This window comes from Bradyrhizobium sp. ORS 285 (assembly GCF_900176205.1).
In the GTDB taxonomy this organism is placed as follows: Bacteria; Pseudomonadota; Alphaproteobacteria; order Rhizobiales; family Xanthobacteraceae; genus Bradyrhizobium.
This window is the reverse complement of record NZ_LT859959.1, coordinates 4,647,953-4,662,727: the sequence shown is the minus strand read 5'-3', so window position 1 is coordinate 4,662,727 and position 14,775 is coordinate 4,647,953. Positions and strand designations below refer to the sequence as shown.

The window sequence follows — 14,775 nt, the reverse complement described above, 5'->3', positions numbered from 1 at the left end:
AGTCGGGCTGTCTGGCTGCTCACAAGATGCAGTTGCCAAGCCGCGCCGACACGCCGCATCGGGCGGCGGCTCAACTTTTCCGGAAGGGGTGGCGAAGCTTCATCTTCAGACGTAAGGTAACCAGATAGCGGGTTGTCGCGAGGGCAGTCGATGAGATTCGAAGGCATCGAAACAGTGCGTCGCATTCTCTGTGTGTTTCCGCGCTACACGTCGTCGTTCGGAACCTTCGAGCATGCCTATCCGCTCACGGACGGCATCCAGGCGTTCATGCCGCCACAGGGCCTGTTGCTGATCGCGGCTTATCTTCCAAGCTCGTGGCAGGTGCGGTTCATCGACGAGAACATCCGCCCGGCGCAGGCGGAGGATTTTTCCTGGGCTGAAGCCGTGTTCGTCAGCGGCATGCACATCCAGCGGCAGCAGATGAACGACATCTGCCAGCGCGCGCACGCGTTCGATCTTCCGGTCGCGCTCGGCGGGCCGTCGGTCAGCGCCTGTCCCGGCGATTATCCGAGCTTCGACTATCTGCATGTCGGTGAGCTCGGCGATGCGACCGATGAGCTGATCAGGCGGCTGGCGCGTGATCCGTCCCGGCCGGCCGAGCAGGTCGTGCTGCGCACGAGCGAGCGCGTGGCGATGACCGACTTCCCGGTCCCGGCCTATGAGCTCGCCGAGGTCAAGAAATACTTCCTCGGCAGTATCCAGTATTCCAGCGGCTGTCCGTATCAGTGCGAGTTCTGCGACATCCCCGGCCTGTATGGCCGCAACCCGCGGATCAAGACGCCGCAGCAGATCATCGCCGAGCTCGACAAGCTCAGGGAATGCGGCGTCACCGGGTCGGTCTATTTCGTCGACGACAATTTCATCGGCAACCGCAAGGCGGCGATGGACCTGCTGCCGCATCTGATCGAGTGGCAGAAGCGCACCGGCTATGTGATGCGGCTGGCCTGCGAGGCCACGCTCAACATCGCCAAGCGGCCCGAGATCTTGGAGAAGATGCGCGAGGCCTATTTCATCACCATTTTCTGCGGCATCGAGACGCCGGATCCGGACGCGCTGACGGCGATGCAAAAGGATCACAACATGATGGTACCGATCCTGGAGGGGATCAGGACCATCAACAGCTACGGCATGGAGGTGGTCTCCGGCATCATCATGGGGCTGGACACCGACACGCCGCAGACCGCGGACGCGCTGCTGCAGTTCGTCGAAGAGAGCCGGATTCCGCTGCTGACGATCAATCTGCTGCAGGCGCTGCCGAAGACGCCGCTCTGGGATCGTCTGGAGCGGGAGGGCAGGCTGGTGCTCGACGACAGCCGCGATTCCAACGTCAAGTTCCTGATGCCCTATGACGAGGTGGTCACCGCCTGGCGGCGCTGCATGGAGGTGGCCTACGAGCCCGAGCGGCTGTTCGCGCGCTTCAAGCATCAATGCGACAACACCTATTCCAACCGCATCAAGATGCCCGTCAGCGACGAGATGAAGAGCTGGCCGAACATCAGGCGCGGCCTCGTGATGATGGGGAAGATCTTCTGGAAGGTCGGCGTGCTCGGCGACTACAAGCGGCCGTTCTGGCGCTTCGCCTGGAGCCAGCTCAGGCGCGGCGAGATCGAGAACTTCATCGCGGTTGCCCTGATCGCGCATCACCTGATCATGTTCGCGCGCGCTGCATCTCGGGGGCATCAGAACGCGTCGAACTACTCGATTCGCCTGCGGGAGGCCGCCCTTCCGGCAGGCTAAAGGCCTCACTCGGATTGGTCTCGTGGTCGGGCAGCTCCTCTGATGCCCATCCCCTGATGGCCATCCCCGGGGATGCTTGAGTTCGTCAGGAGTCGGGTCGCCTCACGCCGCCGCTCGAACTCTTTTCAAGCCGGATAGAATCGTGGCGTGATCGCATCCGGTGCAGGCTCTCCGTGTTGTGTGGCTCGCACGGTTGCGGCCGGGGCGTGAACCCTGCTAGACCCGGCCCCGACAAATTTCTGCGTGTTTTCAAGGATTAGCTTCGGCTGTGGGCCACAATGCGGTCATGTCAGCTTCGCTGAGCGGCCTTATTTCTGCCCTATGCGCTCAAGGCCCCCCGAATGGGGCCGCGCCGTAATCACTGGACCCCCCGTATGCTTGAAGTCAGGCACGACAACGAAGTCCATGTCGAGAAGGTCGAGCAGCGGCCGGCCGACAGCATCGCCTTCGGACTGGAGCGCGTCGGCCTCCTGGCGGTCAAGGTGCCGGTCCTGTCCTGCATCGTCCTGTTGCTGCTGATCGTTGCCGCCGTGTTCGGCATCAAGCGCATCCAGATCGACGATTCGCTGAGCCAGCTGTTTCGCTCCGACAGCAAGGAATTCCACCAGTACGAGGAGGTCACCAAGAAGTTCCCGGCTGAGGAATTTGACGTCCTGGTCGTGGTCGAGGGCAAGACGCTGCTGGCACGCCAGAACCTCGAGAAGCTCCGCGACTTCGTTACCGACCTGCAGCTGGTGGAGGGGACCCGCGGCCTGGTGTCGCTGTTCTCGGCCCGCCAGGCGCCGGCGCCCGGCAAGCTGCCGGCGGCGCTGTTTCCCTCCGAGCTTCCGGAGGGCGAGGCCTATGACAAGTTCATCGAGACGGTGAAGTCCAACGAGATCATCCGCGGCAAGCTGCTGTCCGAGGACGGGACGCTCGCGCTGATCGTGCTGTCGCTCGAGCCGAAGGTGGTCGCCTCCAACGATCTCGGCAAGGTCGTGGGCGACATCCGCAAGCTGATGACCGACGACCTCGGTGATACCGGCCTGAACGTGCAGCTCTCCGGCGTCCCGGTCATGCAGCTCGAGATCCGCAATGCGGTCGCGCGTGACGGGCTGACCTACAACGTTCTCGGCATTCTCGCCGGCTGCATCATCGCCATCATCTTCTTCCGCAAGGTGTCCTTCATGATCGCGGCGGCGTTTCCGCCGTTGATCGCGATCCTGCTCGCGCTCGGTGCGCTCGGCTGGGCGAACTTCAATCTCAACATGTTCCTGAACGTGATGACGCCGCTCATCATGGTCATCAGCTTCTCCGACTCGATGCAGCTGACCTTCGCCGCGCGCGACCGCCTGATCGCAGGGCAGGACAAGGTGACGGCGTTCAAGAACGCCGTGCTGGTCGTCGGTCCCGCCTGCGTGCTGACCCACGCCACCGCAGGCATTTCCTTCATTGCCCTGCAGTTCTCCGACAGCGACCTGATCCGCAAGTTCGGCGAGGCGGGCCTCGCTGCGACCGTCATCGCCCTGATCGCGGTGCTGTCGCTGGTGCCGGTGTTCGGCGTGCTGCTGGTGCGCAATGAGAAGACGTTCGCGGTCAAATTCCAGGGCGCCGATGCCGGCGTGCAGGCGCTGCGCAATTTCTGCTACTGGATCGCAGTGCGCATGGTCGGCCGGCCCGGCCTGTTCAGCCTGATCGCGGTGATCTTCGTCGGCAGCCTCGCGGTGGTCTATGCCAGCCTCGAGCCGCGCTACCGTCTGGCCGACCAGGTGCCGGACAAGCAGCAGGCGGTGGCGGCGAGCAACCGGCTCGATGCCAAGCTGACCGGCGCCAATCCGGTCAACGTGCTCATTCAGTTCCCCAAGGGGGCCTCGCTCTACGCGCCGGAGACCCTGCAGACCATCGCCGACGTCCATGCGACCGTCGAGAAGACCGCCGGCGTCGGCAATGTCTGGTCGGTCGAAACGCTCAGGCGGTGGCTGGCCGAGAAGGCGCAGTCGTCGGATACCGCGACCTTGCAGGAATACGTCAACCTGATCCCCGAGCACCTGGTGCGCCGCTTCATCGACAAGGAGCAGGACGCCGTTGTCGTCGCGGGCCGCGTGCCCGATCTCGACTCCAGCCAGCTGCTGCCTGTGGTCGACAAGCTCGATCGCGAGCTCGATGCGGTCAGGAAGAAGCACCCCGGCTACGAGGTCGCGGTGACCGGTCTTGCGGCCATCGCCGCGCGCAACTCGGCCAGCATGATCCAGAAGCTGAACCACGGCCTGACCATCGAATTCGCCCTGGTGGCGATGTTCATTGGCCTCGCCTTCCGCTCCTGGGTGGTGATGCTGGCCTGCATCCTGCCGGGCATCTTCCCGGTGGTGATGTCCGGCACCTTGCTGTGGGCGATGGGGGAGGGGCTGCAATTCGCCAGCGTGGTGGCGCTGACCGTCTCGTTCGGCCTCGGCCTGTCGGCGACCATTCACTTCCTGAACCGGCTGCGCATGGAGAGCGCGCCCGGCGTCAGCGCCGCGGTGGCCGTGGAGCGCGCGACCGTGCTGGTCGGGCCGGCCCTGATCCTCACCACGGTGGTGCTGGCCTGCGGCCTCGTTGTCACCGTGTTCTCAGACCTGCCGTCGCTGCGGCTGTTCGGCTGGCTCAGCGCGTTCTCGATGGTGGCAGCGCTGTTTGCCGACCTCTTCATCCTCCGGCCGACCGCGATGTTCCTGATCAACCTGTCGCAGAAGCTGAAGCGCAAGCCGGTGTGAGAAAGGGGCTTGTCCAAGCCCCACCCCCAACTGTCATCGCCCGACCCGTCTAAGCCTTTTGACTTCGGGGCGGCCACGAACCGAAAGGCGTGCCGGAGCCTTAAATGGCCTCGGTAGCAGCGAGCACGACGGCCGCCCGAAGATGTAGGTTATCGCGACAGTTGATGCTTGAATTGCAACTATTGAGTGCGGGATTGCAATTTGAGATAGAATTCGACTTTCAACCACAGTGAGAATCACCTACTCCAGCAGGGCCGCTGGAGTAACTTGCAACAATGAGCCACCGTGAGCGTCGAGCGTCGCATACGACTGCGAAGCCCAAGCCTGTTCAACCCGATGGCGCTGCAATCCTATACGAGACGGCTTTGCGCGAGATCGCGAATGGGCGCCATGCGGACGCCGAAGGCTGTTGCCATTTGGCGCTTGCGATCGATGCAGGGCATGCGCCGACACTCAACCTGCTGAGTATCCTTGCGCTGCAGGCTGGGCACCATGATGCCGCGCTCCAGTGGGTATCCCGCGCGATTCAGCAGGATGTTCAGCCGCAATACCTCCTGACCCTTGGTACGGTGCTGCAGGTCCAGGGACGCTCTGATGAGGTGATCAAGGTCTTCGATAAGGCACGGACGCTCGGTCTTGAAAGCCCCGATCTATGGATGCTGAGGGCCAATGCCCTGATTGGTCTGCAGCAGCTGGCCGACGCCGTATCGAGCTTTCAACGCGTGCTGGAGCTGAATCCGCAGAATTGGGATGCTGCAAACCAGTGCGGCATCACACTCCAACGGTTGGGGCGACTCGACGAAGCGCTCGCCTATCTCGATCTGAGCGACGCTTTGCGGCCCAATCATGTGCCAACTCTCTTGATGCGTGGTGCGCTTCTGAACGCCCTGAAGCGCTTCGATGAGGCTCTTTCGATCTGTCAGCGAGCTCACGCGATCGAGCCTGGTAACTCCGATATCTGCGTCAAGACCGGCATTGTCTTGCGCACGATGCGCCGGGATGAAGAAGCTTTGGAATGGTTCGAGCGAGCGCTCGCTCTTCAACCTCACTCCAGGAATGCGCTGCACGACAAGGCTGCCGTTCTGACCAAGCTTCGTCGATTCGACGAGGCTTTCGACATTTACAGGCGGCTGAAAGACGTCGATCCAAACGATGCTTTGGCCGATTTGGGAACGGCGCATCTGAACCTCTTGCTGGGGCATTTCGACGCGGGCTGGGCGGGGCGAGAGGCTCGTTGGAAATTGCCGAGTGCCTATCCCCGGTTCCGGCAGCCGATGTGGCAGGGGCAGGGCGACATAACAGGCAAGGCCATCGTCATCGCAGCCGACGAAGGACTGGGCGATACGATTCAGTTTGCCCGCTATGTGCCCATGGTCGCAGCGCTCGGCGCGCGCGTCATTCTCGCGGTCCAGAAGTCGTTGCTTCCTCTCTTGTTGAATATGCCAGGGGTTTCGCAGTGTATTTCGGTTTCGGAGGCGGCCGAGCTAACGGCGATCGATGTCCATTGCCCGATCATGAGCCTTCCTTTCGCATGTCGAACATCGCTGGAGACGATTCCTGCACCCGTCTCCTATTTGCCTGCGCCCGATCCGAAACGGGTCCAGTTCTGGGAGGAGCGTCTCGGTCCGCATGAAAAGCTGCGTGTCGGTCTGGTCTGGTCAGGAAATCCAAATCATCTGGACGACCACAATCGCTCCATCCCGTTGACCACGCTGTCCCGCTTGCTCAGCGACGAGGCGACGTTCATCAGCCTGCAGAAAGAGCCCAAGCCGGAAGACAAGGCTGCGCTGCAAGAGGTGAGTCGGATCTTGGACCTGACAGGCCATCTCACCGATTTCGCGGACACCGCCGCACTGATCTCTTGCCTCGATCTCGTGATTACGGTCGATACCAGTGTCGCCCATCTCTCCGGCGCGCTTGGTCGTCCCACCTGGACGCTTCTGTCGTACACGCCGGATTATCGCTGGCTGCTCGACCGTGACGACAGCCCCTGGTACCCGACGATGCGCCTTTTTCGGCAGCGCGAGAGACGCGACTGGGCGGAAGTCGTCGAGCAGGTCAGAACAACTCTTCACGAGGTGATCGCCCGGAGGCCGTTGTTTGCCGGTAATTCCGCTCAATGACAGTGGGACTTCAAACGGCGCCCGGATTCAACAGCCCAGCCGCCCAAAACAAAACGGCCCTGACATCGTCAGGGCCGTTTGCATATTCAGAGGCCGATCGAGCCGATCAGGTCTTCGACATCGTGATGTTGACGCCGCGGATCTCGCCCTTGGAGGAGATCTGCACGACCTGCTTGTTGCCGTTGGTCCGGAGGTTGATGCTGGCGGCGAAGCCGGCGGCCTGGACGAACACGTCGATCTGGCCGTTGCCGGCGGTGCCCTGCAGCTCGCCGTTCACGTTGCGGCTCGATTCGCTCCAATTGCCGGAGATGCGGTCACCCTGGCTGGTGACGTCGCTGGTCAGCAGGAATTTGTAGCTGTCGCTGGCGCATTGCAGGCTCTGCTTGAGATTGGCGCCGGCCACCTTGTAGCTGGCCTTGCAGCGGATGCGCTCGGTGGTGCCGTCGGACAGCGCGACCGTGCCGTTGCCGGACCACGAGCCGTCGAAGCCGGCGAACGGGCCCGACTGCGCATGAACGGCCGACGCCGAGACAATGAGCGCGACGCCGAGACCGGCGGCCTTGACGAGGCGTCCCGAGAGAGGTGAGCCGAACAGTTTCATATCGAGTTTCCCATCCAAAATGACACCGTTGTGCCGGCGTGTGTCGCCGCTTCGAACACTTGGTGTTCTCGCCGAACGTTAGGTTCAAATGACGACCGGTCCGGCGCTTTGCAAGACGGCATCACGTGCCTGCCGTGACCGCGCCCGCGCGAAAAACGGCTGCAGAGCTCGCTCTCAAAGCTCCGACGGCGCTGCATCTAACGGTCCGCGCGGCATGCTTGCAACAGCCAAATGCGAAAAACGTGGCGTCAGAATAATGCCCTAGTATCAACGCCTTGTTTGTGCCAAAGCTGTGATCGCCGAGCTTGATCGCTCGGCAACATAGGGCGCGAATTTGGCCGCATTTGGCAGCGTAGCTCCGGCGCTGGGGGGCTTGCGGTCCTTGCCGAACCAAACAGGTGTTTCCCGGTCCGCATCGGCGATCCCGGGAGGTGGCCTCTGCTGTCAAAATGAAGGAACACGATGCGTAAGATTTGCCTGGCACTTTCCCTGCTGTCGCTGACCGTTTCCACCGGCGCCTTCGCGCAAGGCGCGCGTGGCACCGCCGAGGAGCAGGCGGCCTGCACCCGCGACGTTCAGAAGTTCTGCCGTTCCGTGATCGATCAGGGCGACTTCACCATCCTGGCGTGTCTCAAGGAGAACCGCCCCAAGATCAGCCCCGATTGCGACAAGGTGCTCAAGAACCACAACCAGTAAGCGGTTGCCGATCGGGAGCGCGCTTCCGATCCATCTTGGTTAACGGCCGTCGGCCCGCCCGTCAGGGGTGGACGGCGGCCGCGCCGTATGGGCGGCCCGGCATCGATTGCATTGGTTTTGGCCGGATCTTGCCCTATATGGGGGGCCAGCAATCCGTTCGCATAAGCGAAGCGGCGGGCACTGTTTTCCGTAAGCCCCTTCAACCTGATAGCTGTTTCGTCCATGACCACCGCGAGCGATTTGCGATCCGGCAAGACACACCGGGACGAGAACTTTCCGGTTGCCTCCTGGATCATCCGTCCGGAGCACCGGGCGTTGATTCTCGCGTTCTACAATTTCGTGCGCACCGCCGATGACATCGCCGATCACCCCAGCCTGCCGGGCGATGAGAAGCTGCGGCTGCTCGATCTGCTCGAGGCCGAGCTGACGGGAACGGGCGAGACCCAGGATGTCGCCGTCAGTCTGCGCCGAGCGCTGGCCGAGCGCGGCATGCCGCCCCGCCATGCGCTCGATCTGCTGGTCGCGTTCCGCATGGATGTGACCAAGCTGCGCTACGAGAACTGGGACGAGGTCATCCACTACTGCCGTTATTCGGCGATGCCGGTCGGCCGCTTCATGCTCGACGTGCACGGTGAATCCACCGCCACCTGGCCGGCCTCGGATGCGATCTGCGCCGGCCTGCAGATCAACAACCACCTGCAGGATTGCGGCAAGGACTACAAGGCGATCAACCGCGTGTATCTGCCGCGCGACGCGCTGGCGGAGGCCGGCGCGACCGTCGAGATGCTCGGCGAGGCCAAGTCATCCCCTCAGCTGCTGAGCTGTTTGCAGAAGCTCGCCGTGCGCAACGCGGCGCTGCTCGAGGAGGGCAGGGACCTCAACAGCGGCGTCAAGGATTTCCGCTTCGGGCTGGAGATCGCGGTCATTCAGGCGTTTGCCGACCGTATCGTCGCGCTGCTCCAGGTGCGGGATCCGCTCAGCGAGCGCGTGCACCTTTCGCCGGCTGGCATGCTCGGCCTCACCTTCACGTCGGTGGTGGGCGAGATCGGCCGCCGCGTCGCCGGTCGCCACCCCCAGACCAAATCGGCGGGCGCATGACCCTCGAAGCAACCGCAGACAATATCGATCATGGCACGGCGGCCTCCGGCAGCTCGTTCTATGCCGCCATGCGCATCCTGCCGCGTGCGCAGCGCGACGCGATGTTCCAGGTCTACAGCTTCTGCCGCGAGGTCGACGACATCGCCGATTCCGACGGCCCGCGCCCCGAGCGGCTGGCGGCGCTGCAGAAATGGCGTGACGACATCGACGCGCTGTACCGGGGCAACCCGCCGCCGCGGCTGCGTGACTACGTCAATTCGGTGAAGACGTTCGGGCTGAAGCGCGAGGATTTCCTCGCCATCATCGACGGCATGGAGATGGACGTGCCGCAGGAGATCCGCGCGCCGGATCTGGCGACGCTCGACCTGTATTGCGACCGCGTCGCGAGCGCTGTCGGCCGTCTGTCGGTGCGCATCTTCGGCATGCCCGAGGAGGACGGCATCCTGTTGGCCCATCATCTCGGCCGCGCGCTCCAGCTCACCAACATCCTGCGCGACATCGACGAGGATGCCGGCATCGGCCGGCTCTATCTTCCCCGCGAGGCGCTACTGTTCGCCGGCATCACCGGTGACGACCCGGCCAAGGTGATGCAGGAGCGCGCGCTGCCGAAGGTCTGCAACTCCGTCGCCGTCCGGGCGAAGACGCACTTCGAGAAGGCCGACGAGATCATGCGGCGCAATCGCCGCCGCGCGGTGCGCGCGCCGCGCATCATGTCGAAATACTATCGCGCCGTGTTCGATCTCCTGATGGACCGCGGCTTCGCGCTGCCGCGCGAGCCCGTCCGCGTGAGCAAGCTCACCAAGATCGGCATCATCCTCCGCTACGCTTTCATCTGATGACCAAGACCGCTCACATCATCGGCGCCGGGATCTCCGGCTTCTCCGCCGGCGTGCGGCTCGCCAATGCGGGCTACACCGTCCATGTCCACGAGGCCACGCAGCAGCTCGGCGGCCGTTGCCGCTCCTATTATGATGCTGCGACCGATCTCGTAATCGACAACGGCAACCATCTGTTGCTGTCGGCCAACCATCACGTGCTGGATTATGCCCGCACGATCGGCTCGGAAGCGGGGCTGGTCGGGCCGAAGCAGGCGCAGTTCGCCTTCGTCGACGTCAAGACCGGGCAGCGCTGGCTGCTCGATCTCGGCAGCGGCCGGCTGCCGCTGTGGGTGTTCGACGAAAGCCGCCGCGTGCCCGACACCAAGCTCGGCGACTATCTGGCGCTGTCGCCGCTGATCTGGGCCGGCACCTCCAAGACCATCGGCAGCACTATCCCTTGCAAGGGGACGCTGTATGACCGCCTGGTCCAGCCGCTGCTGTTGGCGGCGCTGAACTGCGATCCGCCGGAAGGCTCGGCAGGGCTCGCCGGCGCCATCGTGCGCGAGACCTTGCTGGCTGGCGGGCAAGCCTGCCGCCCGTTGATCGCGCGCGACGGCCTGTCGGGCGTCCTGATCGATCCGGCCGTGAAGTTCCTGGAAGGCAGGGGTGGCAGCGTGCGAATCGGCCGCGAGCTTCGCGGACTCGAGAGTGCGGGCGGTCGCGTGACCGGCCTGAAGTTCGGTGACGAGACAGTCGCGCTCGGGCCGTCCGATGTCGTCGTGCTGGCGGTGCCGCCGCGGCCGGCGATGGGGCTCTTGCCCGGGTTGACCGGGCCGACCAAGTACCGCGCCATCGTCAATGCTCATTTCCGCATCACGCCGCCGAAGGATTCGCCGGCCTTGCTCGGCGTCGTCGGCGGCCTCATAGAATGGCTGTTTGCCTTCCCGCAGCGGCTGTCGGTGACGATCAGCAATGGCGACCGGCTGGTCGACATGCCCCGCGAGGAGCTCGCCAGCGCGATCTGGGCGGACGTCTGCAAGGCGGCCGGCATCTCGGCCGAGCTGCCGCCCTGGCAGATCGTCCGCGAGCGCCGCGCCACCTTCGAGGCGACGCCGGAGCAGAACGCGCTGCGTCCGGGTGTGAAGACCGCCTTCGGCAATCTCGCCCTGGCCGGCGACTGGACCGATACCGGCCTGCCGGCCACGATCGAGGGCTCGGTCCGATCGGGTGATCGGGCTGCGGATCTGTTGCTAGGGTAGGGATGACCGCCCGACCCGGCTGCGGGTCGTCGATCCCGCTCCTACCTTCGGATCTGCCGAGCAGGGCGCCCCATCATCGGTGTCGTCCCGGCCTCCGCGCCGGGACTCATACGCCGCGGCGGTTGTGGTTCGCATGCGATGCCGGTCGAGCGGGTTCAACCAACGGGCTTCACGGCGTATGGATCCCGGATCGGCGCCCGCCAACGCTGCGCGTTGCCGGTCTTGTCCGGGACGACACCGATTGTTTGCGCGAGACTGGCGATGACGCGAGTCTCACATCTTCGTGGCGCAGTTTTTGCTTAAAGTTCCAACAGCGGTGATGCTGCGTCGCTTCTGTTCCAGCATGGAACAGGCGCCGGCGGGACTAAATGGCAACACCGGGTAAAAAAGGCATCACGTGCCGGTGCAGTGCGGCGCAAACGGGGTTTCCTCGCGGATTTTTTCTGCGTAATCCTCGGTTTGTTAAGGTCTTTCCGCTCTGGCGCCGCCGCGGCTTAAGGCTTTGAAACAAGAGACGGAGACGTCGGATTTCGCGACGTCCGAGAAGGTGTCAGGGGTCGGATTGTGAAGTTGGGGATGGGGGACGAAACGTCCACGGATCGCCCGATTGATCCGCGGCCGGTCTTGGTCGTGACGGGACTTGTGCAGGAGGCTCGCATCGCTGCGGGGCCCGGCATGATGGTGATCTGCAGCTCGAGCGATCCCAAGCAATTGCGCTCGCTGCTCACGGTGTTCGACCCGACATCGATCCGCGGCGTGGTGAGCTTCGGCGTCGCCGGCGGTCTCGATCCGAGCCTCAAGGCCGGCGACATCGTCGTCGCGACCGAGGTCACGGCCGGCGACGCGCGCTGGCTCTCAGGCCTGTCCCTTCGTGAAGAACATATTGCCCGCGCCGCGCTGAAGAAGCGCCGCGTGGTCCGCGGCGTGCTCGCAGGCGCCGAAGAAGTGGTGGTGGCGAAGGCCCGCAAGGCTGCGCTGCGCATGAAGACCGGCGCTGCCGCCGTCGACATGGAGAGCCACATCGCAGCCGCCTATGCCGCCGAATACGGTCTGCCGTTCGCGGCGCTGCGCGTCATCTCCGATCCGGCCCACCGCACGCTGCCGTCGCTGGCCAAGGACGCGATCAAGCCGAACGGCGACATCGACCTGCCGATGATCCTGCGCGGCGTCGCCCGCAATCCGACCGTGCTGGGTGGGCTGGTGTCGACGGGCATCGAGTTCAACCGCGCTCTCCGCTCACTCCGCGGCGCCCGCGACCTTCTGCTGAGCGGCGTGCTCGCCGCCGAGCATTTCCTCGAGACCGAGACGCTGGCCGCCGCCGAGGCGTGAGGCCGCGTCGAGCTTCTAAAAGCGGCAGGACCTATTGCGCATTGATATGCGCGCTGTCGCGACTAACGCTTCTGTTAATTAGTTACTCCGTCATGCCCGGGCTTGTCCCGGGCATCCACGTCGTTCTCAGTGTGCCGAACGACGTGGATGGCCGGGACAGGCCCGGCCATGACGACGTGGGGACAGGCGAAAACGAAAAAGGCCGCCGATTGCTCGGCGGCCTTTTTGCTGTTTTCTTGATTGTCAGCGGATCAGGCCGCGGTCGAGGCCTTCTGCTGCGCTTCGATGGCCTCGTCCTTGCGGATCTCCGACAGACGCTTCTGCACCTCGGAGGAGAACACGTATTGCGCCGGGCGCTGCTTGGAGAGGTCGATCTCCGGCGCCATCGGGCCCTCGGTCTTGATGCCGCGCAGCGACACCGCCATCGCCTTGATCGGGTTGCTCAGCGCCGCGTTGGCGGCGGTGGCCTCGTAGCCGCAATGCGCCATGCAGTCGGCGCACTTCTCGTACTTGCCGGTGCCGTAGGAGTCCCAGTCGGTGGTCTCCATCAGCTCCTTGAAGGTCTTGGTATAGCCTTCGCCGAGCAGATAGCAGGGCTTCTGCCAGCCGAAGATGTTGCGGGCGGGCATGCCCCAGGGCGTGCACTCGAATTCCTGGTTGCCGGCGAGGAAGTCGAGGAACAGGCCCGAATGCATGAAATTCCACTTCTTGCCCTTGCCGAGCTTGAAGACGTCGCGGAACAGCTGCTTGGTCTTGGTGCGGTTCAGGAAGTGCTCCTGGTCCGGCGCGCGCTCATAGGCATAGCCGGGCGACATGGTGACGCCGACGCCGAGCTCGGTGGTGAAGTCCAGGAACTTCGCGATCTCCTCGGCCGGGTGGCCGTCGAACACCGTGGCGTTGACGTTGACCGTGAAGCCGCGCGCCTTGGCTGCCTTGATCGCGGAGACGGCGCGGTCGAACACGCCCTTCTGCGACACCGCCTTGTCGTGGTGGTCGCGCAGGCCGTCGAGATGCACGGAGAAGAACAGATAGGGCGACGGCTCGAACAGATCGAGCTTCTTCTCCAGCAGCAGCGCGTTGGTGCAGAGCGAGACGAACTTCTTGCGTTCGACCAGACCGCGCACGATCTCGCCGATCTCCTTGTGGATCAGCGGCTCGCCGCCCGGGATCGCGACCATCGGCGCGCCGCACTCGTCAGCAGCGTCCCAGCACTCCTGCGCGCTCATGCGGCGGTTGAGGATCGCATCAGGATAATCGATCTTGCCGCAGCCGGCGCAGGCCAGGTTGCAGCGGAACAGCGGCTCCAGCATCAGCACGAGCGGATAGCGTTTCCGGCCGAGAAGCTTCTGCTTCATCAGATAGGCCCCGATACGCAGTTCCTTATGGAAGGGGATTGCCATTACGTCTCTTCTTTCTGGACCAAACGAGGACCGATCAGCCCGCGACCAACTCGGCCGGCAGGCGGAATTCGATGTTTTCTTCCCGCCCCGGGACCACCGCGACCTCGACCGGTCCGATGCGCCGCAGGGCTTCAATGACGTCGTCGACGAGCACTTCCGGAGCCGAGGCGCCGGCAGTGATGCCGACGGCCTTGGCATGCTTCAGCCAATCCGGGTTGAGCTCGCTGCCATCTGCGATCAGATAGCTGTCGACGCCGGCCTCGGTGCCGATTTCGCGCAGCCTGTTCGAGTTGGAGCTGTTGGCGGCGCCTACCACGAGGATAACGTCCACCAGCTTGCTTAAGTCCCTTACCGCAGATTGCCGGTTTTGTGTCGCATAGCAGATATCCCGGATATCGGGACCTTGAAGGTCTGTAAACCGGGCCTGAAGGGCCGAAATGATGTCCTTGGTGTCGTCCACGCTGAGCGTGGTCTGGGTGATATAGGCCATCGGCGTGTCGACGGGCAGGGGCAGGGCGGCCACATCGGCGGTATTCTGGACCAGATAGACCGGCCCGGGAACCTGCCCCATGGTTCCCTCGACCTCGGGATGGCCGGCATGGCCGATCAGCACCAGGGTCCGGCCCTTCGACACATAGCGCTTGCCTTGGTTGTGGACCTTGGTCACCAGCGGACAGGTTGCGTTGAGCACCGGCAGGTCGCGCGCGGCGGCCTCTTCCTCCACTGTCCGCGCCACGCCATGGGCGCTGAACACGGTCACGGCGCGCGGCGGCACTTCGGAGAGGTCTTCGACGAAAACGGCGCCCTTGGCCTTCAGGCTTTCGACCACGTGCTTGTTGTGCACGATCTCGTGGCGCACATAGACGGGCCGGCCATACTTCTCCAGCGCGCGCTCGACGATCTCGATCGCGCGCACCACGCCAGCACAAAACCCGCGCGGTTGCGCGAGATACACCTGCAAGGGACGTCCGTCAGCCACGTT

Annotated in this window: 11 protein-coding genes; 8 read left to right on the top strand and 3 right to left on the bottom strand. The window is 63.9% G+C overall.

The genetic code is table 11. The annotated features are described in order from the left end of the window. The first annotated feature begins 150 nt into the window (after window positions 1-150). The 3 genes from BRAD285_RS21060 (at window position 151) to BRAD285_RS21050 (ending at window position 6,592) form a co-directional block, all read left to right on the top strand. Window positions 151-1,737: a B12-binding domain-containing radical SAM protein gene (locus BRAD285_RS21060; protein ID WP_006613850.1), complete on the top strand. Its 1,587-nt coding sequence runs from the start codon at window positions 151-153 to the stop codon at window positions 1,735-1,737. A 374-nt stretch (window positions 1,738-2,111) separates the two neighbouring features. Then, complete coding sequence (locus tag BRAD285_RS21055) at window positions 2,112-4,469, top strand: RND family transporter (RefSeq protein WP_006613851.1); 2,358 nt, start codon at window positions 2,112-2,114, stop codon at window positions 4,467-4,469. Between the two features lie 365 nt (window positions 4,470-4,834). Continuing rightward, entirely contained in the window at window positions 4,835-6,592 is a 1,758-nt protein-coding gene (locus BRAD285_RS21050) for a tetratricopeptide repeat protein (RefSeq protein ID WP_244422313.1), read from the top strand. 106 nt (window positions 6,593-6,698) lie between these two features. Here the strand turns inward: BRAD285_RS21050 and BRAD285_RS21045 are convergent, their stop codons facing one another. Continuing rightward, window positions 6,699-7,193 carry a hypothetical protein gene (locus BRAD285_RS21045; RefSeq protein ID WP_006613854.1) on the bottom strand — a complete coding sequence of 165 codons (495 nt, stop codon included), beginning with the start codon at window positions 7,191-7,193 and terminating at the stop codon, window positions 6,699-6,701. A 462-nt stretch (window positions 7,194-7,655) separates the two neighbouring features. Between BRAD285_RS21045 and BRAD285_RS21040 the strand changes: the two genes are divergently transcribed. The 5 genes from BRAD285_RS21040 (at window position 7,656) to BRAD285_RS21020 (ending at window position 12,393) form a co-directional block, all read left to right on the top strand. After that, entirely contained in the window at window positions 7,656-7,889 is a 234-nt protein-coding gene (locus tag BRAD285_RS21040; protein WP_006613855.1) for a hypothetical protein, read from the top strand. A 222-nt stretch (window positions 7,890-8,111) separates the two neighbouring features. Next, window positions 8,112-8,987, top strand: a complete 876-nt coding sequence (hpnC, locus tag BRAD285_RS21035; RefSeq protein WP_006613856.1) for a squalene synthase HpnC — start codon at window positions 8,112-8,114, stop codon at window positions 8,985-8,987. Next, window positions 8,984-9,823 (top strand): presqualene diphosphate synthase HpnD, encoded by an 840-nt coding sequence (gene hpnD, locus BRAD285_RS21030; protein WP_006613857.1) that lies wholly within the window; start codon window positions 8,984-8,986, stop codon window positions 9,821-9,823. Before hpnC ends, hpnD begins: the two co-directional genes overlap by 4 nt. Then, on the top strand, window positions 9,823-11,064 hold the full coding sequence (gene hpnE, locus BRAD285_RS21025) for a hydroxysqualene dehydroxylase HpnE (RefSeq protein ID WP_006613858.1): 1,242 nt from the start codon (window positions 9,823-9,825) through the stop codon (window positions 11,062-11,064). The genes hpnD and hpnE overlap by 1 nt, the downstream gene beginning before the upstream one ends. Before the next feature lie 564 nt (window positions 11,065-11,628). Continuing rightward, window positions 11,629-12,393, top strand: a complete 765-nt coding sequence (locus BRAD285_RS21020; RefSeq protein WP_371507209.1) for a phosphorylase — start codon at window positions 11,629-11,631, stop codon at window positions 12,391-12,393. Window positions 12,394-12,644: 251 nt separating this feature from the next. Here BRAD285_RS21020 and hpnH read toward each other — a convergent pair whose 3' ends face one another. Both hpnH and ispH read right to left on the bottom strand, forming a co-directional pair. Then, window positions 12,645-13,793 (bottom strand): adenosyl-hopene transferase HpnH, encoded by a 1,149-nt coding sequence (gene hpnH, locus BRAD285_RS21015; RefSeq protein ID WP_006613860.1) that lies wholly within the window; start codon window positions 13,791-13,793, stop codon window positions 12,645-12,647. A gap of 34 nt (window positions 13,794-13,827) precedes the next feature. Continuing rightward, window positions 13,828-14,754, bottom strand: a complete 927-nt coding sequence (ispH, locus tag BRAD285_RS21010) for a 4-hydroxy-3-methylbut-2-enyl diphosphate reductase (protein WP_035647839.1) — start codon at window positions 14,752-14,754, stop codon at window positions 13,828-13,830. Window positions 14,755-14,775: the final 21 nt, after the last annotated feature.

What these genes read in the sequence shown, in the direction of transcription:
- BRAD285_RS21060 (WP_006613850.1), top strand. Translation starts at nt 151, where the DNA reads ATGAGATTCGAAGGCATCGAAACAGTGCGTCGCATTCTCTGTGTGTTT.
- BRAD285_RS21055 (WP_006613851.1), top strand. Translation starts at nt 2,112, where the DNA reads ATGCTTGAAGTCAGGCACGACAACGAAGTCCATGTCGAGAAGGTCGAG.
- BRAD285_RS21045 (WP_006613854.1), bottom strand. Translation starts at nt 7,193, where the DNA reads ATGAAACTGTTCGGCTCACCTCTCTCGGGACGCCTCGTCAAGGCCGCC.
- BRAD285_RS21040 (WP_006613855.1), top strand. Translation starts at nt 7,656, where the DNA reads ATGCGTAAGATTTGCCTGGCACTTTCCCTGCTGTCGCTGACCGTTTCC.
- hpnC (WP_006613856.1), top strand. Translation starts at nt 8,112, where the DNA reads ATGACCACCGCGAGCGATTTGCGATCCGGCAAGACACACCGGGACGAG.
- hpnD (WP_006613857.1), top strand. Translation starts at nt 8,984, where the DNA reads ATGACCCTCGAAGCAACCGCAGACAATATCGATCATGGCACGGCGGCC.
- hpnE (WP_006613858.1), top strand. Translation starts at nt 9,823, where the DNA reads ATGACCAAGACCGCTCACATCATCGGCGCCGGGATCTCCGGCTTCTCC.
- hpnH (WP_006613860.1), bottom strand. Translation starts at nt 13,793, where the DNA reads ATGGCAATCCCCTTCCATAAGGAACTGCGTATCGGGGCCTATCTGATG.